The 26,142-nt window shown below is 60.4% G+C and carries 24 protein-coding genes and 6 pseudogenes; 7 read left to right on the forward strand and 23 right to left on the reverse strand.

Annotation, left to right across the window (positions count from 1 at the left end):
• Positions 1–7 precede the first annotated feature (7 nt).
• From NEI07_RS18045 to NEI07_RS18070, 6 genes are all read right to left on the reverse strand, one after another.
• Positions 8–301 (reverse strand): EexN family lipoprotein, encoded by a 294-nt coding sequence (locus NEI07_RS18045; protein WP_256036526.1) that lies wholly within the window; start codon positions 299–301, stop codon positions 8–10.
• Positions 298–1,014: a P-type DNA transfer protein VirB5 gene (gene virB5 / locus NEI07_RS18050; RefSeq protein ID WP_256036527.1), complete on the reverse strand. Its 717-nt coding sequence runs from the start codon at positions 1,012–1,014 to the stop codon at positions 298–300. Before virB5 ends, NEI07_RS18045 begins: the two co-directional genes overlap by 4 nt.
• The gene (locus NEI07_RS18055) at positions 1,011–3,377 is read right to left on the reverse strand and encodes a VirB4 family type IV secretion/conjugal transfer ATPase (protein WP_256036528.1); all 2,367 of its coding nucleotides are present in this window, start codon (positions 3,375–3,377) and stop codon (positions 1,011–1,013) included. Before NEI07_RS18055 ends, virB5 begins: the two co-directional genes overlap by 4 nt.
• Positions 3,370–3,708, reverse strand: a complete 339-nt coding sequence (locus tag NEI07_RS18060; RefSeq protein WP_256036530.1) for a type IV secretion system protein VirB3 — start codon at positions 3,706–3,708, stop codon at positions 3,370–3,372. Before NEI07_RS18060 ends, NEI07_RS18055 begins: the two co-directional genes overlap by 8 nt.
• Entirely contained in the window at positions 3,708–4,001 is a 294-nt protein-coding gene (locus NEI07_RS18065; protein ID WP_256036532.1) for a TrbC/VirB2 family protein, read from the reverse strand. Before NEI07_RS18065 ends, NEI07_RS18060 begins: the two co-directional genes overlap by 1 nt.
• A gap of 73 nt (positions 4,002–4,074) precedes the next feature.
• Positions 4,075–4,644, reverse strand: coding sequence for a lysozyme family protein (locus NEI07_RS18070; protein WP_256036534.1), 570 nt, complete (start codon positions 4,642–4,644; stop codon positions 4,075–4,077).
• Between the two features lie 380 nt (positions 4,645–5,024).
• Here NEI07_RS18070 and NEI07_RS18075 point away from each other — a divergent pair, with 380 nt between their 5' ends.
• Positions 5,025–5,753 carry a helix-turn-helix transcriptional regulator gene (locus NEI07_RS18075; protein WP_256036536.1) on the forward strand — a complete coding sequence of 243 codons (729 nt, stop codon included), beginning with the start codon at positions 5,025–5,027 and terminating at the stop codon, positions 5,751–5,753.
• A gap of 387 nt (positions 5,754–6,140) precedes the next feature.
• Here NEI07_RS18075 and NEI07_RS18080 read toward each other — a convergent pair whose 3' ends face one another.
• Together NEI07_RS18080 and NEI07_RS18085 are read right to left on the reverse strand one after the other, a co-directional pair.
• The gene (locus tag NEI07_RS18080) at positions 6,141–7,277 is read right to left on the reverse strand and encodes a DNA topoisomerase IV subunit A (protein WP_256036538.1); all 1,137 of its coding nucleotides are present in this window, start codon (positions 7,275–7,277) and stop codon (positions 6,141–6,143) included.
• The gene (locus NEI07_RS18085) at positions 7,274–8,959 is read right to left on the reverse strand and encodes a DNA topoisomerase VI subunit B (protein ID WP_256036540.1); all 1,686 of its coding nucleotides are present in this window, start codon (positions 8,957–8,959) and stop codon (positions 7,274–7,276) included. The genes NEI07_RS18080 and NEI07_RS18085 overlap by 4 nt, the downstream gene beginning before the upstream one ends.
• Positions 8,960–9,172: 213 nt before the next feature.
• On the opposite strand from NEI07_RS18085, the gene NEI07_RS18090 reads away from it, so the two are divergent.
• Positions 9,173–10,018: a bifunctional DNA primase/polymerase gene (locus tag NEI07_RS18090; protein ID WP_256036541.1), complete on the forward strand. Its 846-nt coding sequence runs from the start codon at positions 9,173–9,175 to the stop codon at positions 10,016–10,018.
• A gap of 171 nt (positions 10,019–10,189) precedes the next feature.
• On the opposite strand, the gene NEI07_RS18095 is transcribed toward NEI07_RS18090, so the two are convergent.
• Both NEI07_RS18095 and NEI07_RS19790 read right to left on the reverse strand, forming a co-directional pair.
• Positions 10,190–10,753, reverse strand: a complete 564-nt coding sequence (locus NEI07_RS18095) for a thioredoxin family protein (RefSeq protein ID WP_256036543.1) — start codon at positions 10,751–10,753, stop codon at positions 10,190–10,192.
• Positions 10,754–11,032: 279 nt separating this feature from the next.
• Positions 11,033–11,470, reverse strand: a pseudogene (locus NEI07_RS19790) (hypothetical protein).
• Between NEI07_RS19790 and NEI07_RS18105 the strand changes: the two are divergent.
• Positions 11,375–11,683: pseudogene (locus NEI07_RS18105) on the forward strand (hypothetical protein); the annotation flags it as partial. The pseudogenes NEI07_RS19790 and NEI07_RS18105 overlap by 96 nt on opposite strands.
• 41 nt (positions 11,684–11,724) lie before the next feature.
• On the opposite strand, the gene NEI07_RS18110 reads toward NEI07_RS18105, so the two are convergent.
• A complete protein-coding gene (locus tag NEI07_RS18110; RefSeq protein WP_256036544.1) occupies positions 11,725–12,141 on the reverse strand; it encodes a DUF429 domain-containing protein in 417 nt (138 codons plus the stop codon).
• Between the two features lie 96 nt (positions 12,142–12,237).
• On the opposite strand from NEI07_RS18110, the gene NEI07_RS18115 reads away from it, so the two are divergent.
• Positions 12,238–12,366 carry a hypothetical protein gene (locus NEI07_RS18115; protein ID WP_256036546.1) on the forward strand — a complete coding sequence of 43 codons (129 nt, stop codon included), beginning with the start codon at positions 12,238–12,240 and terminating at the stop codon, positions 12,364–12,366.
• A gap of 124 nt (positions 12,367–12,490) precedes the next feature.
• On the opposite strand, the gene NEI07_RS18120 is transcribed toward NEI07_RS18115, so the two are convergent.
• The 3 genes from NEI07_RS18120 to NEI07_RS18130 form a co-directional block, all read right to left on the reverse strand.
• The gene (locus NEI07_RS18120; RefSeq protein WP_256036547.1) at positions 12,491–13,762 is read right to left on the reverse strand and encodes a type II toxin-antitoxin system HipA family toxin; all 1,272 of its coding nucleotides are present in this window, start codon (positions 13,760–13,762) and stop codon (positions 12,491–12,493) included.
• On the reverse strand, positions 13,752–14,093 hold the full coding sequence (locus NEI07_RS18125) for a helix-turn-helix domain-containing protein (protein ID WP_256036548.1): 342 nt from the start codon (positions 14,091–14,093) through the stop codon (positions 13,752–13,754). Before NEI07_RS18125 ends, NEI07_RS18120 begins: the two co-directional genes overlap by 11 nt.
• A gap of 643 nt (positions 14,094–14,736) precedes the next feature.
• The gene (locus NEI07_RS18130) at positions 14,737–15,210 is read right to left on the reverse strand and encodes a ferritin-like domain-containing protein (protein WP_256036549.1); all 474 of its coding nucleotides are present in this window, start codon (positions 15,208–15,210) and stop codon (positions 14,737–14,739) included.
• Positions 15,211–15,658: 448 nt separating this feature from the next.
• On the opposite strand from NEI07_RS18130, the gene NEI07_RS18140 reads away from it, so the two are divergent.
• Positions 15,659–16,006, forward strand: a complete 348-nt coding sequence (locus NEI07_RS18140; protein ID WP_256036550.1) for a 4a-hydroxytetrahydrobiopterin dehydratase — start codon at positions 15,659–15,661, stop codon at positions 16,004–16,006.
• 340 nt (positions 16,007–16,346) lie between these two features.
• Here NEI07_RS18140 and NEI07_RS18145 read toward each other — a convergent pair whose 3' ends face one another.
• From NEI07_RS18145 to NEI07_RS18155, 3 genes and pseudogenes are all read right to left on the reverse strand, one after another.
• On the reverse strand, positions 16,347–16,547 hold the full coding sequence (locus tag NEI07_RS18145; RefSeq protein WP_256036552.1) for a hypothetical protein: 201 nt from the start codon (positions 16,545–16,547) through the stop codon (positions 16,347–16,349).
• Positions 16,548–16,640: 93 nt separating this feature from the next.
• A complete protein-coding gene (locus NEI07_RS18150; protein ID WP_256036555.1) occupies positions 16,641–17,066 on the reverse strand; it encodes a hypothetical protein in 426 nt (141 codons plus the stop codon).
• Positions 17,063–17,893 (reverse strand): annotated as a pseudogene (locus NEI07_RS18155) (transposase); the annotation flags it as partial. The gene NEI07_RS18150 and the pseudogene NEI07_RS18155, both read right to left, overlap by 4 nt.
• 355 nt (positions 17,894–18,248) lie before the next feature.
• Between NEI07_RS18155 and NEI07_RS18160 the strand changes: the two are divergent.
• Positions 18,249–19,169 carry a helix-turn-helix domain-containing protein gene (locus NEI07_RS18160; RefSeq protein WP_256036557.1) on the forward strand — a complete coding sequence of 307 codons (921 nt, stop codon included), beginning with the start codon at positions 18,249–18,251 and terminating at the stop codon, positions 19,167–19,169.
• A 260-nt stretch (positions 19,170–19,429) separates the two neighbouring features.
• A pseudogene (locus NEI07_RS18165) lies at positions 19,430–20,701 on the forward strand (ISNCY family transposase).
• Between the two features lie 304 nt (positions 20,702–21,005).
• On the opposite strand, the gene NEI07_RS18170 reads toward NEI07_RS18165, so the two are convergent.
• The 6 genes and pseudogenes from NEI07_RS18170 to rfbD all read right to left on the reverse strand — a co-directional run bounded on the left by NEI07_RS18170 (position 21,006) and on the right by rfbD (position 26,141).
• Positions 21,006–21,524 carry an RES family NAD+ phosphorylase gene (locus NEI07_RS18170; RefSeq protein ID WP_256036559.1) on the reverse strand — a complete coding sequence of 173 codons (519 nt, stop codon included), beginning with the start codon at positions 21,522–21,524 and terminating at the stop codon, positions 21,006–21,008.
• Positions 21,521–21,886, reverse strand: coding sequence for an antitoxin Xre/MbcA/ParS toxin-binding domain-containing protein (locus tag NEI07_RS18175; RefSeq protein ID WP_256036560.1), 366 nt, complete (start codon positions 21,884–21,886; stop codon positions 21,521–21,523). Before NEI07_RS18175 ends, NEI07_RS18170 begins: the two co-directional genes overlap by 4 nt.
• Positions 21,887–22,361: 475 nt before the next feature.
• Positions 22,362–22,871: pseudogene (locus NEI07_RS18180) on the reverse strand (IS3 family transposase); the annotation flags it as partial.
• Positions 22,872–23,965: 1,094 nt separating this feature from the next.
• Positions 23,966–24,178, reverse strand: a pseudogene (locus NEI07_RS18185) (transposase); the annotation flags it as partial.
• 182 nt (positions 24,179–24,360) lie between these two features.
• On the reverse strand, positions 24,361–25,248 hold the full coding sequence (rfbA, locus tag NEI07_RS18190) for a glucose-1-phosphate thymidylyltransferase RfbA (protein WP_256036561.1): 888 nt from the start codon (positions 25,246–25,248) through the stop codon (positions 24,361–24,363).
• Between the two features lie 11 nt (positions 25,249–25,259).
• The gene (gene rfbD, locus NEI07_RS18195; RefSeq protein WP_256036637.1) at positions 25,260–26,141 is read right to left on the reverse strand and encodes a dTDP-4-dehydrorhamnose reductase; all 882 of its coding nucleotides are present in this window, start codon (positions 26,139–26,141) and stop codon (positions 25,260–25,262) included.
• Position 26,142: the final 1 nt, after the last annotated feature.

The following is a 26,142-nucleotide window of genomic DNA, read 5'->3' on the forward strand; positions in this document are numbered from 1 at the left end:
GCGAATCCTATTTCAAAGCGTCTTTCATCTCTTGCACGGTGATCTTGTCGCGCGCGGCGTTCGCATTGATGCAATCGGGCGTCTTGCCGAGCGCGCCGGGATTATTGCGGCAGGCCTTGAGCGTCGCCTGCAGCTCGTCGCGACGCTCGATGAACCACGAGACCGTTTTCGCTGGCTTCGGAGAATCTTGCCTTGATGCGGGCCGAGGCGGCGCGTCTTTGGCGCGTTTATTGCCTTCGCCGCAGCCAGCGAGTCCGACGCCGATGAGCGTTGCGAGGAGAAGGAGCGCCGATCGCTTCATTTTAGCGCCGCCTTCATTTCGTCGACAATCTGTCGCTGCTTTTCCCGCTCTCTCTGCGCATCCATGTCGCCGCGCGCCTGCTGGATCATGGCGAGGCCCTGCATGCGGAGCACGTCGTTTTGCAGCAGCGCCTGCTCGGCCTGGAGGCGCGCCGACAGATCGAGCACTTCTTTCGCATCGCTCGCCGAACTGATGCGCCTGCGCAGCTCTTCGAGAGCGTCGATCCTTTGCGAAGCTGTGTCATAAACAGCTTGGCCGAGCGAATGCTTGGCGCCGGTCTCGCGAGCAATGCGGTCGAGCTCGCTCTGATAGTATGAGTTCGCGCCATTGCCGGCGTAGGCCCGGTTTTGTGAGAGATAGGAATCGATTGTGCTCGCGAAACTGCCGTTTCCTTGCCCCGCGACGAGTTTCTCGATCTCCGAGAATTGTTGCGGCAGAACTTTGCGAAACTGCGGGGTGTTGAGCAGCGCCCCAATGTCGTTGGCGTTCGTGAGCTTATTGACGCTGTCATAGAGACGTTTGGCTTCGCTCAACTGATCGCGCGCCACCTGGAGCTGCGAAGTCAGCGTATCGACCTGTTTCTTCATTTCGATCAGCTGGTCGAGCTGGCGCGCAAACACGCTCGGGTCGAACACGACCTGGGCGGCGGCGGGCAAGGTGGAAAGCAGGGCGGCCAGAATGGCCGCGCTGATCCGAGGGGGAGCAAACTTCATCGGGTCTTCTTTCGCTCAGCGTGGAAGATCGGTAGCCAGCGAGTTGGATCATCGCCGACCTCTCCGCGGATGCGGTCGAGGAGTTCGACGGTTTCGGTGCGGCCAGAGAGCACGGCGAGCTCGTCGTCGAAGCCGGTCAAATCGAGCTTCGCCACCACGGAATTGTGCCCCTGCTTGACGAGGAAGCGCCGACTCTCGGGGGCGAGCTCCTCTCTGACCAGGCGAAACTCGGCGTCAGTCAGATGGAAGCCGTCGACATAGTCGGCTTTCGTCCCGCGCGAATTCGGGAGAAAAATTTGCGTCGGGCATTGCTCGACGATGGTATGGGCGATGGGCGAAGCAAGGGCGTCGCGCGGCGACTGGGTGCCGAACACCATAACGCCGTTCTGCTTGCGGATCGTTTTCAGCTTGTTGTTGGCGAGATCGCGAAAGGCGTCGTCGCCGAGCGCTTTCCAGAACTCGTCGATGTCGATGATGAGACGGCGGCCGTCGATGAGCCGCTCGACGCGATGGAAGAGATACATCATCAGCGGCGTCCGCACGGTCGGATGATCGAGAAGCTCGGTCATGTCGAACCCGATGGCACGGGAATTGAGGCCGATCTCGTCCTCATCGCCGTCGAGCACCCAGCCGAGCGCGCCGCCCCGCTGCCAGCGCTCCAACCTTGCGCCGACGCCTTCCGGATCCTGCTGGCCGAGAAACGCCCGCAACGCGCCGAGCGAGCGCTCTTGCGGCCGCAGGCGGGCAAGAGCCCGCAACCCCGAATCGATCCGCTCTTCTTCGGCGACCGTCAGCGGCCGGTTTTCGGGCGTGACCAGCTTGCGGATCAACTGGCCGAGGAAAGAAAGATTGGCCGGCGTCAGCTCCAAGGCTTTGAGCGGCGCGCAGCCGGTCGGAACGCCGTTGCGCAGCGTCAGATACGTTCCGCCAGCGGCGCGCACGAAAATCTCGGCGCCACGATCCTTGTCGAAGAAGACGTAAGAAGCCCCCAGCCGCTCGGCCTGCGCCAGCAGAAAATTCTGCACAACCGTCTTGCCCGATCCTGAGGGGCCGCAGATGAAAGTGTTGCCGAGGTCGCCGTGATGGAAGGAAAAATAATAGGGCGAGCCGGAGGCGATCTCGAGCATGGCGACCGCCGATCCCCAATGGTTTCCATCCGGCTTGCCGGTTGGATAGGTGTGGAAGGGGGAGAACGCCGCGAAATTGCGTGAGGTGATGGCGCCGGACCGGGCGCGGTATTTGAAAAGGCCGGGGAGCTGCGCCCAATAGGCCGCCTCTAACCCCAAATCTTCGCGCGCTGCGACCGCGCCCGCGTCGGCGAGCGCCCGCCGCGCCAGGCTCATGTGATCCCCAAGCTGCCGCGGCGTCTCAGCGTAGACGAGCGCCGAAAGATGATGATCGCCGAGCGCGAAGCGGTTCGATTCGAGATCGTCGAGGGCGTCGCTCAATTCTTCGATTTGCGAGGCCGCGGGATCGCGCGCAGAAACCAGCTGGTTCTGCTTACGCGTCAGCACCGTCTTGGCGTCGGCCTTTGACAGGAAGGCGAAGGATTGCGTCAGGACGAGTTCGAACGGAAGGGAGAGCAGGCCATTCAGGAGCCCGGGCTTGGTTGAAGCCGGATATTCCTTGATCCCGAACATGCCGGCGAAGCGCGAATCGCCGCTGCGGCGGATTTCGAGGGCTTCGCGCCCGAAAATGACCCGGTTCGTATAGAGCGCCGACCCGATCGGCCCCTGCGGCAAGGGCGTTGGCAGCCATTCGCCGGAGGCGAGCGCGTGGAGGAACTCCATCGGCTCGGAAAAGACGAGCGCCTTACGCGCCACTAATCCCAAAGGGCGGGCTCCATAGCGTTCGAGCGCCGCCACGATGTCGCGCGCGGCGTCGCCGAGCCGCTTCAAGGCCTCAGTGTCGACTTCGGCTGCGATGCGAACCGCGCGGCCGAGCCGTTTGAAGAAGTCGGCGGCGGCGTCAGTTGTAGCGCGTCCTGGATGCCAGACGAGCGTGAGGTAAAGATCGTTACGAAAGAGCCGTTCGCTTTGCAGCCGTTCGCGATAACAGGCGTCTAGCGCCGCGGCGAAGGGCGAACGGAATTGCCCTTCGGGGTAATCCATCGAGCGCCGACGCACGAGATGCGTCCACAGCGCCAGCTGTTCGTCGGCGAGATTGCGCAGCGTCAGATTGAGCTTGGCGTGGAGATCGTTGAGATCAGCGGTCGCGGCGGTCTCAAACGAAACCCCGTCGAGGCGGATAACCGTGATCAATGCGCGCGTCGAGAGGCTGATAACCGTCTGGTTCACGTGCCGCACGAACGGCAGATAGACGTCGGGTTCGAGCTCGCGCGCTTTGATCACCGCCTTACGCATGAGCGAAGTCCTTCGCTCGATAGGGCTTCACGAGCCGCAGCGGCGTGCAGGATGAGCCGCCCCAGAACAATGCATTGCGCATCCGCCCACGCGTCTCGAGCCAGGCAAGAAGAATGCGGAACATGTTGGGATCATGCCGGCAGATGATCCGATTAACGCCGTGGATCGGGAGCGCGACGAGGCCGTAAAGGATGCTCCCGGCGGCGAGGAAGAGGATGCAGGAGAAAATCATATTGAAGGCCATAGCCTCCATGGTGACCCCTGCGATCATCGCCGGGCGCGTGCAGGCGAGAAACAACGTGTCCTCGCTCAGGCGGAGCGGCTCCATCATCAATGACCGCCAGTCAGCGTCGACACCACTTCTGAGGCGCCGAAGACGATGGCGACGCCGAGCACCACGTAAGCAGCCTTGCGCAAATCGAGGTGGCCGAACATCCAGGCGACGCCGACAATGATCACGGCAAGAGTCGCCAAGAGACGCGCGACATTGCCGGTCAGCAGGGTAACGATGTTTTGCAGCACGCCCTCGATGTTTGCTGATTGCGCGAATGCCGGCTCGACGAGGCCGATGCTGATAATGAGGCCCATGCAGAGAAGCGCGGAGGATTTGCGAAAAGAAGACATTAGAGACTCCCGATTGGGCTCGCGGCGAATGGGTCGCGTGTTGTTAAACCGAACGAAACGAGAGGGCGCTCATTCAGCGCTCATAGACAAAAAGCGAAGCGCCGCGGCCGGAGCGATACACGTCGAGAGTTGTTGGACGCTGCTCGACGGGCGAAATGTTCGCCGAGGAACGTTCCGCTGCGGATCCGCCTACGTGCGGGCCTGCCTGTGGACGCGCCGCAATCTCAGGGGCCGCGCGCAATTCTTTTTCGACAAGACTCGCGACGACGGACGCCGCGGCTTTTTCGGGATCGCCCACCCTTGTGCGCGCTGCCTCGAGTCGCGCTTGGTACAATGCGTGAAGGCCGGCGACATGCTTGCAAGCGTCGAAGCTTGCAGAAATCGTCAGTCCAGCCTGTTTCCTTTCTTCGGGACCGAGTTGAGCGAGACCGATTCGCACGTTTTGTCCGGCGACTGTCGCTTCGCTCGCCAGTTGAACGCCTTCCTCGAGACTGGTCGCCTGAACGGAGATCGGCTTCCTTCCGTCGATCGTGATCAAGAGCGGTTCGAAAGCGCTCGTTTGGCGCACGATCGCCGTCAACGGCTTGATGGCCGCTCCCGGCGCGCAACGTTCAAGGAGAGCAGCGAAAGTGGCAGGATCCATGTCCGGGGTCCTCTTTGAAAGCGTCAGTCGAGATTGCGGAGCATTTGGCTTTTTCAAATCAGGCGATGAGCTGCCATTTCGCGACTGCGCGCTCGACGAGCGTGCATCGCAAGCGTCCACTTATAAGTGTGAGGATCTAGCAAGGACGCGAGCGCGATCAGTTTCATTTCCGAATCGTCTCCAGCTGCGGAGTTGAGGCGCGCGAGCAATGCAGCAGGAGGACTCTGTATGGAACCTGCCACTTTAGACAGGGCGGCTGTGGGTAAATGCTCAGCTCCCGCCCAAAAGTCGCCCCATCAGGACAATAGATGGCCTGGTATCTATCTCGCTCGTCTCTCGAGGGGCAAAAAATCTAGCATTTGTGTGCGGTTGGAGGCCAAATGAAAAAGGCTAAAAGAGCATTCCATGAGTTCATCGACGCCGTGTACATTGCGAACACGAGGGAGGAATTCCAACGCGTCGGAGAGCGCGCTGCGTGTGCGCTAGGGTTTGAATGGTTCGCCTATTTCGAAGGAGGTAATGGCGACCTCACTCTCGTCACGTCGTATCCAAAGAACTGGGTGGATCGCTATTACGACGAACAATATCAAAACATTGATCCCGTCCTCCGTCAGGCGCGCATTATTGGTCCGGCATTTCCGTGGGATGCGAGTGACATGGCAGCGACGCGATCAATGAAAGAACATCATTTCCTCGATGAAGCGCTTAGTTTCAACATCAGAGCAGGAGTGACCGTCCCTATTGCTGCAGGCTACGGCCGCTTCGGCGCCTTCACGTTTGCGGCCGACGACCACAGTCCCGCGCTCGATCGTCTCACGGAGAACTCAAAAGATCTGCTGCAGATGATGGGCGTCAGTTACCATGCTCACGTAAAAGCCAGAATGTCGGATCCGTTGGAGCTCGATGGTGACAACGTCGTGCTAACGTTTAGAGAACGGCAATGCCTCGGATGGGCGTCGTTGGGAAAGACGATGCAAGAGATGGCGACGATTTTGCGCGTTACGCCGCGCGTGGTGAAGTTTCATCTCGATAATGGTCGGCGGAAGCTCGGCGCATCAACGTTGCCTCACGCCGTCGCCCTTGCCCTTCGCCGGGAATTGCTGCCGTAGGAGATTTCACCGCTTACCGATTTCATGACTGCCGATTTGCAATCCCGCATGCGATGATCGGGATTTTCTTCGGGGTCACCGATGTTCTCCTTCCTGAATCCTGATTTGGACCTATTGCAAGGTGGTTGCGAGGGGAGGACCTTTCGCATCGCCAAACGGAGCGCGAGCCAGGGCCCGGGCTTGCCCTGGCGCGACGAGCGCGATAGCATTTTAGCTTCATGGCTGGCGCTGAGGTTAGCCCTCAGCCTCGCGCGCGACGACAACCCGACCAGCCATTCTTCTGGACGCCGTCACGGGTTCTTCTCAACCGCCCTCGCGGGGCGACCCGCGCCCAATCAGCGCAAATGCGCCACGTCGCAATGCTTCTTTATCTAACTGCGTCCGGTCTCACGGCAGAAAAGCGCTCTCGTCGGCGAGCTTCCGCGGCAGATATTGGTCGATAACGTAATTGAGGCCCCATTTGGCCAGCGCTTGCTGCTCGGCGCGTACCCCCATCTTAAGCAATTGCTCGACGGCGGCGATCCACGCAGGATTAGCCTTGATGAACGGGTCGTTTTGCAGCGCGTCTCGCGCGCGTTTAACGTCGGTCGCTGTAAGGGGGTGGGTCGCGTCCTCAAGGCCAAAGTCGAGAATGTCTTGGGGCGTGACGCCTAAGAAGCGCGCCTGCGGCACACACAGGAAGCGATTGACGTGAGCGGCGTTGCCTGAACCTACCTTGAGCGTGCGGTAAATATTGGTGAACCCATAAGGGTCGCAGTCCACAAAGCAGTAGACAGGCAAATCCTGCGTGTCGGAAAGAAGGCGAATGAACCGCCGAGTCGCGCGGGTCGGCACGCCGCCCATTTCAACGATGATGCATTTCGCGGTTTCCCAGAAACGGTGATTGTTGAGGCGTTGAAACATGCCGCCGGTTTCAATGGCGAGCACGAAACGCGCATCAGTCCTGAAGCTCAAGTGCTCGGCCGAACGCGGAATACTATAGGCGCCGCTCCCGAGATTGGCGCAGTCGATCTCAATGGATCGTCCAGTCGCGGAATCTTTGTCGATGACGGTGAGCCGGCCGGCGACTGAGCCGCCATGCGACTCGGGGTAGAAGCGTAATTGCTCGCGTGAAAGGCCATGCATCGACGCCATGGCTTCGATGTCGTCCATAATGGCGTCAGACTCGGCTTGTTCGTCGAATCGGCAGTCCCCCCAGTTCTTGCTGATGTAATAGGCTTCGCGCTTCGTGGCGAAATCATTGCTCTCGACCATGGCGCGGGAAGTCGCCATCAGGCGTAGCGTTTGCGCGAAAGATCGGGCGGTGTTCACCGTCAACGTGCGCAGCTTGTGTGCGCCGCACAGCTCCAAATAGCCTTTCATTTCATCATAGGTCACATTGTCGAGGCCGCGGGCGGGGAGCTTGATGCTAGGCAAGACTCCAGTGTCGATGTCTTTGCGGACCTCGCGCGCGATCGATTCAATCAAGGTGATCGTTTCTTTATCCTGATCGCTGGGCGTCTTGACGGAGCTGGCGTTCTTCATGGTTTTGACCTTCGGGTCGTGCGGCTCGTGTGGAGGACGTCATCAAGCATGTTCACGGTAGAATCCCGTTCATCGTCGCTCAGCGCCAAAATGTCCTGCAGGGCGGCGCCAATATGCGGCAGATACCTTTCAATGTGGGCCCGTCTGTCATATTCCTGACGAAGGTGAAGCTCGCGGCGCAGGTAATGCGCGAGTCGACGCGCACATTGTTGCAGCCCTAATTTGATCTCCTTGAGAATTTCCGGATAGGGCTCGATCGCTTCCTTGGACTCGGAAGTGTAAGGAATCCAAACCGAGGCGACGTGGACCAAGATCGCCATTGGCGCAATCGGCAACGACCCCTTGGTCTGGTGGAGGCCATAGGTCCGCCAGTTCGTCTGAATTACGGCCTTGGTGATGGCGCAACTTGACTGCTGGTAGAGGAGCGGCGTCCGATTCGCAAAACGCAAAAGACGAACAGGCTCGTCCTTTGGCGCGATCAGCTGTTCGACCGTGCTGGCATGTTGCGCTTTTTGTTTGCGTCGCATATGGCCGCCGGCGTCGACTTCAATGTCGGGCTCGCCGGGACGGCCAAACGCCATTCCGACTTCCACTTGGAACGGGTTGCCGCGATAGGCTGCGGCGGGCCGCGTGGCAGTTGTGTAAAAATCCGCCGCCAATTCCTTGCGTAAGCCTTCGAGAAGTTGCGGTTCGCCGATTGGGACAATGCAGTCCGTCCGCGGGGCCAAGACGCGTGTTTTTTGGATGGCGCGATGCAATGCCGCGGCCTGCGCGTGGGCGATGTGAGCTGGGTAAGAGCGATCGGTCAGCGGCTTGCCGGCGCGCTTGATAATCTCGATCGCCGTCTTTTTACCCACGCATGAAAACTCATCGACGAGAAACCGCATTAAGGACCGACTCGTTGTGTTGCTCAACATTTGGATGAGCCGACCAAGCTCGACGCTGTGCGGATGCGGTTTGATTTCTTTTGGTCGAGGGGGAAGGGTATCGGCGCAGCGAAGAAATTGGGTTTCTTTCCCATGGGGGTCAACGTATGTGATCGACACATGCGGATTGGCGATGGCCGTCTGCTTCAAATAGACTTCAACCGAATGCGGCCCCGTTTGATGGTGGCCCTCCATCTCCATCTCGACCCGCGTTCCGTGCGGGCAGTCCCACTCGACGCGTCTCTTCTTATGGATGTCCGGCCGGTTATTGGCCGTATCGATCGATACGTAAAGCTCCGAAGCCAGTTCATCGCCTTCGGTGCGGCTGATGATGTGCAGCGGCTTACCCACGGTCAGCTGCCCATACATTCCCGCGGCCGAGATTCCCATTCCCTGTTGACCGCGCGACTGGCTCAGTTTGTGGAATTTCGATCCGTAAAGCAGTTTGCCAAAGATGCGCGCGATTTGGCTCTCGACAATGCCAGGGCCGTTATCCTCGACCACGACTCGCGCTTTCCCCAAACGATCGCGCACGTGCACAACAATTTCGGGCAACACCCCCGCCTCCTCGCAAGCGTCGAGGGCGTTATCCACGGCCTCTTTAACGGCGGTGACCAAGGCCTTGGCGGGCGTGTCGAATCCAAGCAGGTGACGGTTCTTGAGGAAGAACTCTGAAACGGAAATTTCGCGCTGCCGACTCGCCAATTCAATGGCGGTGGGGACCCTGGTTTGCTTGTCAGACGAGATTTGCGCCATCCGTCGCCGCGTCGATTGCCGTGCCCTTATCAGGTGCTCGGTTGGAGTCTTGCTGGCGGGCTCCCTGACCGCGCCCGTCTTTATGTAACATATATGCACTTGGAGCTTTGCATTAGCGTCGCCAGCGCTTGACCTATTTCCGAAGCCTCCCGTAAGTCCTTTAAAGGGAAGAAGCCCGTAAAGGGACGAGCGAGAGCTCTTCCGGCGGCTCGGGTGAGGCGGAGGCGATGGCCGAACAGGCTGCGAGGGCCGAAGCAGCCAAGCGTTACCTGGCTCACGGCTGGTCGATTTTGCCGCTGCGGCCGCGCGATAAGCGACCGCTCATCCCCTTGGGCGCATCTGCAGATCCGACGACCTTCGAGGGAGGACGTCGCCGAATGGTTCCGGCGATGGCCGGACGCCAATATCGGAGTCGTCAGCGGCGAGATTTCAAATCTGATTGTCCTCGATGTCGATCCGAAGCACGGAAGCGACGCGGCGCTCGAACGATTGGAGCGCACATACGGTCCGGTTCCCGCGACGGTGGAAGCGACAAGTGGCGGCGGCGGCCGTCACCTCTATTTCGCTCACCCGGGAGGCCTCGTCAGGAATCGCGCTGGCTTGGCGCAGGGAATCGATTTGCGCGGCGACGGCGGTTACATCGTCGCCCCGCCGTCCATTCACCCGAGCGGCGCTTTTTACGAATGGGCTCCGGGACGCAACCCCGACGAGATCGCGCTGGCGCCTCTGTCGCGCTGGCTGATCGCGCCAATGCAGGGGCTGCGCGTCGGACGTTCGCTTTCCGATTGGCGGCATCTCGTGAAAGAAGGGGTGGCGGAGGGTCAACGCAACTCGACGATTGCCTCGCTGACCGGCCATTTGCTCTGGCACAATGTCGACCCCGACGTCGCGCTCGAATTATTGCTCGCCTGGAACCGCATGCGATGTCGCCCCCCGCTTGACGATGCGGAGGTTGCGGGGGTTGTGGCAAGTATCACAAAACTGCACGACGTTGAAAACGCGTTCGAACAGCAACGACTCGGCTCGGAGGAATTTAGGTCGTGGCCAAAGGCGCCATGACGCGCCCACAAATCCGAACAGCGTGTTGCTCAACAGGAGCAGGTGATTGCATGGATCGGCCTCATACAACGAGGAGGGTCATGTTGCGCCCGTCCTCAAATCGCGCCTACCGCTCGGCGCTATTTCGCCGCCTGTTTAGGGCAGGCGCTATCTCAAGTCTGCTTGGTGCGCTCAGCCGAGCGTCGATTTCCATTTAATCGAACAGCCGATCGAGGGAATTTGGTCGGGCGGGGCCGCTCCCCTGGCGGCGATCGCGCGCATCGCCTCGACGAGTTCTCGCCTCGCTCCGGCCGGAGGCGGAAACGTGCGTCCCGCATCGAGACGACCTCGATATTTGAGTTTGCGATCTCGATCGTAGCCAAAGAAATCGGGCGTGCAGACCGCGCCATAGGCTCGCGCGACGGATTGTGTTTCGTCGTGAAGATAGGGAAAGGGGAAATCGTGCGTCTTCGCGAATTCCTTCATCTTGTCGAAGGAGTCCTCGGGATAAATCTCGGCGTCGTTCGCGCAGATGGCCGCAAAGCCGATCCCTTCTTTCATGAGCACGCGGGCGTCGCCGACAAGCCGGTCGATCACGGCTTTGACGTAAGGGCAGTGATTGCAGATGAAGACGATCACTGTTCCATTTTCGCCGGCGATATCGTCGAGCGAGCAGGTTCGGCCGTCCGTGGCGGGAAGTCGAAAATCCGCCGCCGACGTCTCAAGGATGATCTCTTCGGGACTCATCGCCGCCATGGCCGCGCCTCCATTCTACTTAAAAAGGGCTTCTTGAGGCTCAGTAGATAGGGTGCCTCCTACAGAGCGCCCGAACCTCTTCACGAAGAGTCGCGATCGTCAGCGCGTCAGTTGGAACTTGCAGGATGCGGGCTATCCATTGCGCGATCATTAGGAATTCCGAAACCCCAAAGCCGCGCGTCCCCCCCCCCGTTGCTGGAAAGGCGCAAACCCGAAGTCGCTTCTGGAGGGCGCGGATCGAAAGGGATCAGGTTTTTGTTGACGGCGAGGCCCGCGCGCTCAAGCAAGCTCCATCAGCATCAGGCTGGTGTCGGTTCCACCGGTGACGATGCGAAGCCCGCCGTCGCTGAGCGTCACCGCCAGAGCCTGCGCGTTCTCCACGATTGCCTCATTGTAGACTTTGAACTCTGGGCGTAGCGCCCCGCCGAGGCAGGCGGCCTTGCCGGTGAACGCCATGCAGCATCACTGATCCCTGCACGCCGGGAAGATTCCGTGGTTGATCCTGTCGCTCAGCGCTTCATCGTTCCAGAGCGCGAGGCCGCCGCGCGCGCCGTGCAGGGATTTGTATGTAGTCGTTGTCACGACATGCGCATGCGGAAAAGGGTCGGGGTAAAGGCAGGCGGGACCTCTGTGTGCAAGGTAAAGGCAGGCGAGACAACCGATGAACTCTTCGCGTTTCTCACCACTGAGCCGAACAAGGCAGTCGGCGTAATCCACCCGAAGGCAATGCCCGTCATTTTGACGACGCGCAAGGAGATTGACCTTTGGATGGCCGCTCCCGCCGAAGAGGCGCTCAGGCTGCAGGGGCCACTCGCGGACGACGCGCTCATGATCGTAGTAAGGGGCGGGAAGCAGGATGAAGGAGGTGTGGCGGCGTGGTCGCTTCCATTTACCGTGGCCCTCCGTGCTTGCCGTTCGCTTCATCGCTGAGCTGCGGATCGGCGATCCAGCCTTCGGCAGCGTCGAGCGTTTCAGGCGCCCCCGAACCCGTTCTCTCTGTTCCGCCAAGCCCAGGCGGCCTGTATGGCGCAAAGCAGAGCATCGAGATGGTCTCCACCGGGATTGTGGCAGAGCGCTTCCGATGCTTCGATCGCGAAGCTGTAACGAGCTTCCGCGTCACCATCACGCAGGGCAGAGAGGAGTTGAAGCCGCGCGGTGCGCTGGTCTTGTGTCTGTTTCTTTTTCGTGTCCTGCTTGTAGCTGCGGCGGCCGATGATCGAGCGGGCGAGCATGCCGGGGTAGGCCTCGACGACGATGTGCCCGGGGTCGCCGTCCTGGAGACGCGGAATCGTAACGTTTGCGTCGATCAGGCGCGGAGCGCCTTCGGAGAACATCAAAGCGATCGGAACGCCATAAAGTTTTTGCGGGCTTATCGACCCCGCGGCCATGTCTGTCTGGCGGCGGTATTCTCTGTCGCCGTCAGGCCGGGACGCGCGTTAGCTGTCGAGCGCTTTCCGGAATCCGGCCCGTCCGAGGCTTTGCGCGTGGCGGACATAGCCGGCCCAGTCGGCTGGCCAGCCGATGTTTTCAATGAATTGCCGGGATTGACCGAATGGAAAGTCAATGCCGGCGATCCACGGCCCGGGGCGTTTCAGCGCCCGCTCGAACTCTGAAAAATCCCGCCATTCTTCGAGGGTTTCTGTACGCAGGAGGCCGCCGTCAAACGTGCAGGCAAGGCAGGCGAGGGGTTTGCGGCGTGATGGCGTGCTCGTGATCGATATCGTAGACCCTCATCGATCAGGCCTCGCGCTCTTGCAGGAAGAGTCCGCCGTATACGAAGGCGCGGGCGATGATTTCGCAGCCGCGTTCGGTCACTCCGATGCTGCGCATGAGCGGGCGCCAGTGCTCTTTTGCCGTTGCGGCGATGCGGTCGAAGATTGCCGCCGCGTCATCTTCCGAAAGCAGGAAACGGCCGTGGTCGGCGATCAGATTGACGCGGTTCGCGTAGCGGCCATAGGGGCCGCATGTCATCGCAAGGTCGCGCCGCTCCTCGGCGATGGCCGGGGTTGGCGTGAGATCGTAGGCGGGGCTGAGCCGCCAACTCCTGTCCTTGCCGAGCACCGCATGATTGCGCGGGTGGTCGTCGAGATTGGAAACCGCCGCATTGAAACAAATCCTGCCGAACAGCTCCCGGAGATCGGCTTCCGGTGCAGCGCTGACGCGCCTGATTTCATCGGCAAGGAGGAGGTAGGACCACTGCGCGCGGTCTTCCGGCTGGTCACCCGTCCGCAGCAAGGTGAGGGCGCTGACCATGCGGTGACGGCGATAGCCGCTTTCGGTGGGGTCGCGGTCGAAGCGACGCACGAGCAGGACATCCTTGCCGCCGACGGTTTCAATACGGCTGTCCGCGACATGAAGGCCGCATTCGGCGGCAAGGCGCAACATGCCATGCTCGACGCGCGGATAGTTGAAGCGGTCTTCGCGCGCGCTGAATTTCGCGATCCAGAGACTGCCGTCGTCTTGGACGACAGCCTTGGGACGGGCGCCGCCCATCGAAGTGCCGGGGTCGACCAGATTGCCGGCCTGGGCCACGATTTCATCGGCCCGGTCCGCGTCATCCGCCATGATGGCATCGGCGGCGGCCTGGAGACGCGCAAGGTCGAGGGTGCTGTTGAACGCGCGGCGCGGCGCGGGCGGAGTGACATTGAGCCCGAATCCGAGCGCGCCCGCGCGATCGTCCGGCCCTTGCAGCAGATAGTCGAATTCTTCGAGAACGGTGAGGCCGGCGTGTTTTTCGATCACCCTGCGGCCCCAATAATCCGGCATGGAATCCCGGATCGCGCCGAAGAAGCCGTCAAGCCGCACGGTCTCATAGACACGCGGCGCAAGGCGCAATTCGATGGGGTCGAATTCAACGGCGTCGGGCCGGGCAAGATAGCTCTTGCCGTAGACGAAAGAGCCGCGCGCAACCCCGGTTCGGTCGGTGGTCACGCGGAAACGGCCGGCTGTCACGAACTCCGTCGCGCCGGGCAGAACGATATAGACGAAACATTCGCGCTCAGAACTCATTGTCCAGCTTCCTGCTGCCATGAGCGGTCTTCGGCCGGCGCGCGGCTTCCAGGGTCTTGCCTTCCTCATCCCGGTCGGGGCTGGCAACCGTTTCCATGTCGCCGAGCAGGCCGAGGGCCCAGAGCGCCCCGACGTAAGCGGCGATGCCGGTCGTCGGCTTGCCCTTTTCGACATCGGATAGTGCGAAGCGGGACAGCCCGATTTTTGCGGCAAGCTCGTCGAGGCGCAGGCCGCGGCGCAGCCGTGCCGTACGGATATTCGCGCCGAGGCGCTTTAGGGCCGTCTCGACGGCGTAGGGTGGTGCCTCTGCGATCTTGCTTACACGGGTCATGGCATTTTAAAGCTACTTCTTACGCGCATGAGATGCTTTAAAATAACATATCACGAAGATTACTGTTAAGTCAAGGTATGGCTAATGCATTGGTTGATTTGAAGCAACTTGTCTAGAATACAGGTTATTTTAAATTAACACAAAACGGCCCGTCGATTGGCGTTCAGAAGCGGCTGCGATTCAGCAGCGCGTCCGTAAGGGGAAACGTCCCGCCCCCGCCATTGCCCGTTTCTGCGTCCGTTTTTTGTCCGGTCTACTGCCTTCATAGCGTGTCGAAATTCAACAACATAGCTGACAACGAGGGGCGCGTTTTGCTTCGAAAAAGTCCGGTTTTTTGGCCCGCCGCATCCGCCCTTTTTGGCGGAAGGAGGACACCCCCTGAGTTGTGAAGCGTGGGGGTCCGCTTCGGCAGCGGCCAGGGCCGCCTGAGTGGACCGCGCACACCGCTTCCGGCATGCGCGGGCCCGCTGCGCTCACAGCCGCGGCCCGTTACCCGGCCGCGCCAGCGCCCTGCGGATGATGTGTAGGTTGTAGTGCGCGTTGCGCAGCTCGATCGAGCGATGAGATGGTCGACACACTCGCGTCGGATCGACCCGATTAACCGTTCGGCAAAAGCATTTTGCCAGGGCGAGGCAGGGGCTGATCAGCGACCGGAAAAAACGGACACGTCCCCCGGTTTTCGCAGCATCTTGTTGACCTCTCCCTGATGCAGTTCCTCGGTGTAGATCATCTTGCGCGCATACTCTTCCAACATCACCGACACGCCTTCCACTTCCTTGAGCAGGTCGCGGTAAAGCTGCAACGCCGCCCCTTCGTGGGCCAGCGACTCGCGCAGGATATCGCCGATATCGTGTTTGTGGGTTTCCAGCAGCGGGCCGATGTGAAGCGACGGATGGCCGCCGATGTGAGTGATCAGCTCACCCGCCTGGTGCGCATGGGCGAGAGATTCGTCTGCCTGTCCGCGCAGCCAGGAAATGATCGGGAGGCGGTTGTAGCCGAATACCATCAAGGAATAGTGCGTATAGCGCACCACCCCCGCCAGTTCACTTTCCATGATGCGGTTGAGCATGGCGATGATCTTGTCGTCGCTCTTGATCGCATTTTCTTTCTTGGCCATGCCCGTCTCCTGGTTGGAATATCCGGGTTGCTCTGCATGGAGTTGCTCGACGCTGACGAATTCTCCATGACGTAGTCCGGTTCGGGGCGCCGTCAAGTTAACCTGACCGTGGACGCGAAGAGGTGGTTTTCCGGATAACGGCTCCTTCGCGCGGCGAGCTGAGCGCTTGTGATCTCGGGCCAGGCCGCAAAGGCATGGTCGCGAAAGGCGTGACAATCAGGCGCAGACATATTCTCGCGACGGCGAAATTGGAAAAGATTGGCGGTCTGATCGTGCATCGAAAGGAATTTCTGGGCCTGCCGCCGCGATTTCATCCGCTTCATGATCCGCTATCGTCGCCGCGTCGGCCGAGAGAATTCTTCATCCCATTGTACTGCTCTTTGTGTTGGCTGGCCGGCGTGTCAGCGATCGGCGGCGCGCTAGATATCGTGTTCGAGGAGTTCGATCGATGACTATGGCTCTCGCGGAGAAGACCTGCGTACCCTGCCGCGGCGGCGTTCCGCCTCTCGAGCGTGAGCAAGCCGAGGCGTTTCTGGCGAATGTCCAAGACTGGGATTTGTGCGACGATGCGCATCGCATCGAGCGCCGTTTCCTCTTCGCGAATTTCCGCGAGGCGCTGAACTTCGTCACCGCCGTAAGCGAACTCGCCGATGCCGAAGGCCATCATCCTGACGTGAGTTTCGGCTGGGGATACGCCACAGTCTCCTTGCATACCAAGAAGATCAAGGGCCTGCACGAGAACGACTTCATCATAGCGGCGAAAATCGATCGATTGTTCGATCTGCCGCGCGGCTGAAGATCGGGCGTCTCGCCGCTACTTTCCGTTCGGCTCCCTTCACTCCAACGATCGCCATCACGCTGGCCTTTATCGCGGCGCATTCCGGTAGCCTGCTCGTCGCTCGGTAGGGAAGCGAAGCCGGCGGTCAGAACAGGCGAGCCTTTCGAGCAAATCAACGTCTTGTGGAACGCATCATTTAATTCGCGGATGCAATCGTGCGGTGTCAATTCGCGGCATTTGTGCTCTTCCTCACAATCGACGCACCACAGTGGCGCGTCGAAGCGCGAGGGGGAGGCTGCTTACTGCATTATACCGCTTGTCAGCATGCCGCGAATGCTCATGCTGTCCATTACGGCGATTAAAACAGCTTGCCAGTGCGGTAGAGGAGCGAGCCGACCCACAAGACAAGCGCCAAGTAATAGAGCGCCCATCCCTCCGCCGGCGGGAACCAGCGGGAGATCGTGCGGAAGTTGTGCACGTACCACTCGCTACCAAATCGAGCCATCAGATTGGCGCTGATTGCGTCAATGAGGAGGATGTAGAAGATGATTGCTTCCATGCACGCCACCATGCTCGACGAATGGTTCGGAATGGCAATGTGGGCCTGACACACAAGATTCCTGACAGTCGTCCGCGCTGTTGCCACCTCATTTTAAAATTGCGTTCTGACCCATGTGAATTCTGGATGCGCCGAGATGATGTGCTGCCACCAGGTAAGGTCGTCTCTCACTATTGGCGACCGGTCATTGAGTCTGATTTGAAAGGCTCTGGGTTGGTATTTTAACGCATCGATGATTGCGCCCACCATCTGTGCGCCCATCCCAACTCGCAGCGAGTTAATTTCTTCAATGTATAGCTCGGGCGGATCATACCTGTTGGTTAGCATAAGCGATATACCCGACGCTTTGTCGTTACCCGCTTTGACGATCATTTTGGGCGAGGTCGAAGCGATTATCTCCCAAAAACCGGGGCCATAGGATTGCAGTGTTACGTACGGCTGTAGCCTCCGCAAATTCAGATAAATTGCGCTGGCAGTCGTCTCGACCTGCCGGTCGTCGGGTCTTCCTTCAAGGGTCATACTAAGCAGTCGTCCGTGAAGAACGGTCCTTGCGGCGTGACGGGGTTATTTTCTGATTGTGTCGGGCCGGCGAGCTCGGCGAGCAAGAGGGCGCACAAGCTTGCGAGCCAGGCGAGCAAGCGGCGGAAGTTGTAGCCTGCGGCGGCGAGGACGGCATTGATGGCGTCGCCGACCGCATGGGCGAGGAAGTTGCGGCCCATGCGATGGTCGGCTTTCAGATGGCCGATGACCGGCTCGACGGCGGAACGGCGTCGCAGTTCGCGCTTGATCGCCTCGGTGATGCGCCGTCTCTGGCCCGAGATGTAGACCCTGAACTTATGCGTCTCCGGGGCATTGTGGCCGCGATAGCCGCGGTCGGCGACGATGCGCTTCATCTGTGCGCCGATCTGCGTCTCCATTTCCGGAATGAGGACGGCGAGCGTGTGGCCGTCGTAAGGATTGCCCGGCAGCGAATTCACATGGGCCACGAACTGGCCGCCCTTCGAGGGATGCAGCGTCGTCGCCACCGACACTTTCACGCCGAACTCGTAGGGGCGATGCGCCTTGCCCTTGCCGATGCATTCCACCTCGGGCGCGTGCAGGGAATAGACCTTCTTGCCCCGCTGCTTCTGCCTTTGCTCGCGCACGCGCTCGGCGAGATAGAGCGGACGCGCGAAAATCGCGCGCAACGAGAAGTCATCTTTGATCCTGCGCGCGATGTCGCGCTCGACGCGGCCCAGAAACGTGTGGAGTTTGCGCAACGCCTTGTTCGCGCGTTTGAACTGCTTGGCGTGCGCGTAACGCTGATGCGCGATCAGCGCGTGCTTGCCGATGCGCTCATAGGATTGGAGACTTAAAACCACACCCCATTCTCGGCGGACTTCATCACCATTACGTCCGGATATAGTTTTCAGTATACACAGGCCTCCGCCGCATGCTGCAAACCCAGGCGTTGCGTCTTCAGTGGCTTGCAGCACGTCGTTGCGATGCGCCGGGCGGCGCGGCGTCTGTCGGACGTGGCGGTGACGAAGACATTTAACTTACGCAAATAACTTACGCAAAATCTTCGTAACATATTGTTTTAGTTCCATAATCCAAATTATGCGAATCATGGATGTAGCTGCAATATACAGATGTCACCGGCCCGCAAAGTTGAGATGTCGCTCCCCTCGATAAGCGCATCGACTGAGGACGGGCGGCGGCATGGTGGTCTCTATGAGCGAAAGAGAGTTTTCGCGGCTTCGTGTTTTGATGGACATTGATTCAGGACGATTACGGATTGGGGACGCGGCGCAACTTCTCAACATAAGTCTGCGGCAAGTGCTTCGCCTCCGCAGGGATTTTCGAGCGCATGGCGCCGCCAGTCTGGCGTCAAAACGCCGAGGCCGGCCGAGGAACAACAAACTGCCCGCCGCCGTCCGCGAACTCACTATGGCGATCGTCAAAGAGCGCTACGCCGATTTTGGTCCGACGCTCGCCGTCGAGAAGCTGCGAGAGAACCACGCGTGCCTCGTCTCACGTGAGACGCTGCGCAAATGGATGATTGAAGACGGGCTTTGGATCGACCGCAAGCATCGCCTACCCCCGGTTCATCAGCCTCGACATCGGCGCGAGCGCGTCGGCGAACTCGTTCAGATCGATGGCTCACGTCACTACTGGTTTGAGAATCGCGGCCCCGAAGTGACGCTGATCGTCTATATCGACGACGCGACGAGCCGGATTCAACATGCGGCGCATCGGCCGCATGACGGGCGCCAGCTGCTTGGCGACGTATTCGCTTGGAAAGAAGAACGCACGCTGACGCACAATCTGACGGTTCATTACGACAAAGTGCTGTTCATGCTTGAGCCGAACGAGATCACGCGTCCCCTCGCCCGTCAGCGCCTAATGATCGTCGACTACCCCGACGGTCGCATCGCCATCCGCCACAAGGGCCTCGACCTGCCGTACCGAACATTCGACAAGCTGCAGAAGATCAATCAGGCGGCGATCGTCGAGAACAAGCGGCTTGGCGAAGTGCTGGCCTACATCGCCGCGCGGCAGGAGACGCAGACCGAGGGACGCTCCAAGAAAGCCCCGCGCCGCCGGGGCCAGGCCGAGCGGCATATGTTCAAGGTCAGTTGAGCGCTTTTCAAGGTAGGCTAAAGCTTAGCAGAAAGGTACGGCTCCGTTCGAGCAGCGCGGCAGCGCAACCCGACCAGCTCTGCCGCGCTGCTCGAACCCGCAGCATCCGGGAAGCCCGACGGGTGACATTTCAACTTTGCACAAGCAGCGCCATTTCTGCCTTGCTGTGACAATGGATGTAGAACCCCATTAGAAAGGTCACAGCTCTCCCCGTTAGAGATGTCACTCATCCCGAGGCGACCCGCTTGGAGAAGTGAGTGATGACGCTCTTGTCGATGAGCGGCGCGGAGATCGACCGGTTATATGTGTTGCGTGATGTTATTGGAGAGCGGATTCCGGCCCGGGAAGCTGATGCGCATGACGCCGCGCCAGGTGTTTCGCTTGTTGCAGGTTTATCGGGCAGATGGGCCATCGGCGCTATTATCGAAGCGACGGGGCAAGCCGAGCAACCGATCGTATCCGCCGGTCGTCAGGACTGAAGTGCTGGCGCTGATAAGAGCCAACTACTCAGACTTTGGTCCGACGTTGGCGGCCGAAAAAGTTTTCTGAACGTCACGGATTGCGTTTGGGCGTAGAAACAGTGCGGCGTTGGATGCTGGCTGAAGGGCTCTGGAAAGATCGCCGGCAACGTCTCAAACCGGTTCACCAGCCGAGGCATCGGCGCGACTGCGTCGGCGAACTTAGTCGGATCGATGGCTCCGAGCATTGGTGGTTTGAGGATCGTGGCCCTCAATGCACCCTGCTCGTTTTCTTCGACGACGCCACGAGCCGGATCATGCATTTGGCTTTTATCGAGACCGAATCGACGTTCGATTATTTCGTCGCCGCTCGCACGTATTTGCAGCACTACGGCAAGCCGGTGGCTTTTTACTCGGACAAGCATGCGTTTCGCGTGAACAAGACCGGTGCGACGGGTGGCAACGGCATGACGCAATTTGGCCGAGCGCTGCATGAGCTAAACATCGATATCATCTGCGCGAATACCAGCCAGGCGAAAGGCAGAGTGGAGCGCGCGAATCTGACGTTGCAGGATCGGCTTTTGAAGGAGCTTCGGCTCGCCGGAATCTCGACGATGGAAGCCGGCAACGCTTTCTTGCCGGCGTTCATGGAGGATTACAATCGCCGGTTCCCCTTTCAGCGACAAAGATCTTCACCGGCCGCTTTGCAAGGACGACGATCTTGATGAGGTTTTCGCTTGGAAGGAGGATCGCACGGTCTCCAACAGCCTGACGCTTCAACACGACAAGGTGCTATTCATCCTCGAGGCGAACGAGATCACACCTCCCCTCGCCCGCCAGCGCGTGACGATTTTCGACTATCCGGATGGCCGCTTCGTCATCAAGCACCAGGGCCGCGAGCTGCCCTATCGCATTTTCGATAAGGTGCAGCAGGTCGATCAAGCCGCCATTGTCGAGAACAAGCGATTGGGGCCCGTTCTGGCCTATATCGCAGACCGCCAGAAGCAACTCGGTGAGAGCCGCAGCAAAAAGGCGCCGCGCCGTGGGGCCACGCCAAGAGCATTTTCAAGGTAGGCTGAATGTCTCTGAGAGATTGCGGGTTCCGTTCGAGCAGCGCGGCTGCGCTAACCCGACCGGCTGCGCCGCGCGCTGCCCGAACCCCGAGATTGCGGGCGCTGCCTGTGACATTTCTAACGAGCACAAGCTGCGACTTGTCTATTGAGTTCTGACAAATATTGTAGCTGCAATATAGAGATGTCGCATTCCTTCTCGGCTCCCTGCGTATTTGGTGTTGCGTGCTCGTTATGGCTCAACACAAAAGCCCGCGATCGATCAAAATCGGACACCTTTATCCGGAAGTGCAGGAAGCGAAACTACACTATCTCCATGAGAGCTGATCCTTGGGTAGCCGACCGCTCGGATCGTAAACGGAAACTTGGTGAGGGCGACTCTTGCCCCATTTCCAAAGCACGAGATTTTGATCGGCGGAGGTTGCGCCGGGCGCAAAACTCGGAACAAGGATGCCGGCCTTTCCCGCGTCGAGCAGCTTCCGTGAGATCCGCCACGACGGCGGCTCACTGCCTTGCGAGATGTTCGAGAACCAAGCGCAAGCCAAATCGGCGAGCGAGGCACCGTCGGTTTTTCGATCGTCCTCGGTGCGCAGGTCGACGATGTCGTCGCAGTCGACGTCATAAGAGCAGATCACGCATGGCTCGATCTTATGTGCGAATCCCTGGTTGATTTCCTTGACGGCTGTCGTGATCGTCAGCGCAAGGTAGAGCGCTGGAACGCCTTTCGGATTGAAGCGGCCTCCATGGATCGCCGCGCCTTCACCAGAGAGCGGCGCGAAGGACCATCTCGGATCATGCGCCCGGTAGCAGGTCCCATGGAATCTCAAGCAAACCCGCCAAGGGCAATGTGATCGAGATAGTCACGCAGCGCCCCAGCCTGCCCATCCTTGACCAGCGCTTCGGCGGTTCGGCCGCCGAACGCCGGAATCGGCTGGGCGCGATACCAGGCCATCGCCTGCTCCTTGCCACCCGCCCAGTCGGAAATACGAGAGACGATTTCGAGCATTTCCTTGAGGCGCGACTGGGTCTTGGGTCCCTCGAGACGCGCGCGCTTATAAAGGGCTTCGCGGCTGAGGCCGATGGTTTCGGCGAGTTGTCCTTTGGACATGCCGAAGGCCGAGGCGACGCCATCGAGCTGCACGAGGCCGCGTTTGCCTATTAGGATCGCCGCAAGGGGGCCGGCGGCCATGACAGTCTTTTGAGCCGCTCTGCGCCTATGCGTCCTACGCGTGGGGAGTTTCTTGACTTGTGCGGCGGGGGCTTTGGGGGCGGCCATGGGAGATATCCTGCCAGATTTACAGGTCATATTATAGGGCATCTTCTCGCCGCCTCAAGTGGAAAAGTAAGAGGGCCCTTTGGGCTTTGTGCCGCGGAACCCGGGGCGTTTCATTGTTCTTGTCGACGGACTCTTTCTCAAGCGCGCGCTCGTGATGAACCGGCATCGGCTCGAAACTCGTGGGCTTCAGCGATACGATGGTCGATCGACTGAAGGCGCAGGGCTTGATTGCAGGAATCGTCGCCTGGAAGCTGCGGCTCTTCGTGCCGCTCGGCGATGAGGCTGCAAAATCGTCGAGAAACTTCTCGCGCTTTATCCCCTCCTCCGCGTCGCGCCCGCGACCCGCGTCAGTTCGTAAGATGGGAGGCGATCAGAGACATCATTCCAGTTTTCCGCGCCCTCGGATCAGCGTCGACAGCTCACGGGCGACACGCTTGCCCGAGATCGATGTGTCGCGGATCGCCGCCAGGCATTCGCGCGTCACGTCGTCGACGACGATGTTGAGGATGCGGAACCACCTGCCGCAGGCGAACTGTCATGCGCGAAGGCCAAAGACCAGCGCGCATTCGGCCTTGGCTCGACAAGGATCGGCACCCGTGTTCCGACGGCGTGGCGGGCCGCGTTTGCGCACCGTAATCCCTTCCTCGCGGTAAAGCCGGTAGATGGGTTTTTTGCCCGAGCGCTCGCCTTCCTGGCGCAGCAGGATGAACAGTCGCCGATAGCCAAAGCGTCGGCGCGCGTTGGCGAGTTCCCGAAGTCTTTCGCGCAGTTCCCGATCCGCCGGCCGCTTTGGCGTATAGCGAACCGTCGTGCGGTCGATGGCGACGATGTTACAGGCCCGACGCTCCGACAGGCCCATGACGGCCCGAAGGTGCGCGACGGCTGCACGCTTCACGGCGCCGGGGACTCCGATTTCATTCCGGCCACCATTCCGAGATGAAGCCGGCCGCCTGAGAGTCCTTTGGTCCTCTTTTCGTCTGCTGCCTGCAGGTCAGCAACTTTGGCATTCCGCCTTGTCGAGATCGACGGGGAGAACGGGATGCCGGCGAAGAGAGAACCGACCATGGGACAACTGAGGCACATGCTGCGGCTTGCCCACGAGGGGGTGAGCGCGCGCGCGAGATGGGGCGCCGGCTCGGCGTGGCGCGCAGCACGATCCAGGACAATTTGAAGCGGGCCACGACGGGGGTGTGATCTGGCCGCTGCCCGAGGAGTTGGACGACGCGGCGCTGGAGAAGCGTCTATTCACGCAGCCGGCGTCAAGACGGGTGCGCGCCGCCGGGTTGAGCCGGACTGGGCGGAACTGGCGCGGGAGCTGAAACGCGCCGGCGTCAACATGATGATCTTGTGGGAGGAATACCGGGCCACGCAACCGAAGGTTATGGCTACAGCCGTTTTTGCGATCTGCTTCGCGGCTTTGAGCGACGACTGACGCCGGTGATACGGGAGCGCCATGCGCCCGGCGACAAGGTCTTCGTCGACTATTCGGCCAAGCGCATCGGCATCGTGAACCCAGCCACGGGCGAGATCCGCGAGGCGGAGATTTTCGTCGCCGTGCTCGGCACCTCGAACCTCACTTATGCGGAAGCAACTTGGACGCAGAAGCTGACGGATTGAACCGGGGCACATGTGCGCATGTTCCGTTTTTTCGGCGGCGCGCCGCGGCTGCTGGTTCCTGACAATCTGAAGAGCGGGGTCAACAAGGCGTCGTTCTACGACCCCGAGATCAATCGGACCTATGGCGCGCTCGCGTCGCATTACGGCGTCGGCGTGCTGCCAGCTCGGCCGAGAAAACCGCGTGACAAAGCGGCGCTCGGCCGCGACAAAAAACGAACCCGCTTGACCGCGTTCAAAACGCGAAACATCATTCAAACCGATCTGCAGCAGAGCAACGCCGGTGGCCGACATCAAATCGGAATGCCGGCCGGCTTCGGATTGGAATAGGTGGCCGGCTTCATATTGGAATGCATGGCCGGCTTCGTCGGTATCCGCAGCCAGAAGCTTCTTCAGCTTTGCGTTCTCGTCCTCCAATGCCTTCAGCCGCTTCGCTTCGGAAGCGTCCATGCCGCCGAATTTGGCTTTCCAATTGTAGAGCGTCGCTTCCGAAACCGCGTATTTGCGCGCCAGATCCGCGACCTTCGCGCCTGCTTCCCGCTCCCGTAAAATCCCGATGATCTGCTCTTCTGTGAACCGCTTCTTCTTCATCTCGTCCGTCCCTGCAATGGGGTCAGATGGGGACTCTGATGGAAGCTGGAGGAGCTTTTTAAGGGGGAGGTCAGCGCCGTCGTTCCGCGCCAGCGTCACTCGGCGCCGCCGGCTGATGCGAGGCGTCGCTTCGATCCCAAAATCATCGCCGCTGAGCTGCGCCGCGCCGCGGCTTCGCCGCTCTATGCGACCGGCGAGAACTCCCGCTCTGTCTCGGCGAGCACCTGCGAGATATATTGACCATAACCGCTCTTGGAGAGTCTAGACGAGGCGGCGCGCACCTGCGCGGCGTCGATCCACCCCGCTCGGAAGGCGATCTCTTCGAGGCAGGCGACGCGCTGTCCCTGCCGCTGCTCGATGGCGCGCACATATTCGCTCGCTTCGATCAGCGCCTCGGGCGTGCCGGTGTCGAGCCAGGCGAATCCGCGGCCAAGTCGAGCGACCTGCAGTTCGCCGAGCTCCAAATAGACGCGGTTGAGATCAGTGATCTCCAATTCGCCGCGCGGGGAAGGCTTCAGTTGCGCCGCGAATTCCGGCGCACGTTCGTCGTAAAAATAGAGGCCTGTCACGGCCCAATTCGATCGCGGGCGCGTCGGCTTTTCTTCGATTGAGATCGCGCGGCCGGCCGAATCAAATTCGACGACGCCGTAACGCTCCGGATCGCGCACATGATAGGCGAATACCGCGGCCGAACTGCGCGACGATTCGCTCAATACTTCCGGCAGGCCATGGCCATAGAAGATATTGTCGCCAAGGATGAGCACCGAGGGTTCGACATCGACGAATTCGGCGCCGATAAGATAGGCCTGCGCCAGCCCCTCCGGCCGCGGCTGCACGGCGTAAGACAGCGACAGGCCCCATTGCGCGCCGCTCCCGAGCAGCCGCTTGAAGGAAAGCAGGTCCTCCGGCGTAGTGATGATCAGGATCTCACGCACGCCGGCGAGCATCAGCGTGCTGAGCGGGTAATAGATCATCGGCTTGTCGTAGACGGGAAGCAACTGCTTCGAGGTGACGAGCGTCATCGGATGCAGCCTTGTGCCGCTTCCTCCAGCGAGAATGATGCCACGCATGAGAATCCTATTCAGTTTGGAATTAATCGGGCGACGCAGGCGTTGACGGAGTCGCGCCATTTGGGCAGCGCGACGCCGTAGCCGGCTTCGAGCTTGGCGTTGTCGAGCCGTGAATTCGCTGGACGGCGGGCCGGCGTCGGATAGTCTGCGGTGGCGATGCGCTTGACGCGCACGGGCTTGCGGCCCTGCCTCTCTGCCGCGGCAAAGATCGCGTCCGCCATGTCCGCCCAGCTTGCTTCGCCCTCCCCGGTCATGTGGAAAGCGCCACGCAGGCTCGGATCGGAATCGTCGACCAGCCTTTCGACGATGGCGAGCAGCGCGTCGGCGATATCGAGCGCGCTCGTCGGATTGCCGATCTGGTCGGCGACGACGCCGATTTCGTCCCGGGTCTCGCCAAGACGCAGCATCGACTTGACGAAATTCGCTCCAAACGGACTGTAAACCCAGGCGGTGCGCAAAATGACCGAATTTTCGCAGCGCGCGGCAATCTGCTTTTCGCCTTCGAGCTTCGAGCGTCCATAGGCGCCGGTCGGGCCGGGTTCGTCGTCTTCGCGATAGGGCCGATCGAGCGTTCCATCGAAGACGTAGTCGGTCGAAAGATGCAGCAGCGGCACCTTCAGTTCGGCGGCGGTTTCGGCGACGAAGCCCGCGCCCGCGCCATTGACGCGCATCGCGACGTCGGGTTCGCTCTCGGCCTTGTCGACTTGAGTGTAAGCGGCGGCGTTGACGATCGCGTCGCAGCGCACGCTGCGTAGTGACGCGAGAACCATGTCGCGCGAGGAGAGGTCGAAGCGCGGACGGCCGAGCGCGAGCATTTCGACGCCTCTCGGCGCGCGCTCGATGAGGGAGCTGACGACCTGGCCCGTGAGCCCGGTGACGGCGATGCGCTTCATC

Source organism: Methylocystis suflitae (genome assembly GCF_024448135.1).
GTDB lineage: Bacteria > Pseudomonadota > Alphaproteobacteria > Rhizobiales > Beijerinckiaceae > Methylocystis > Methylocystis suflitae.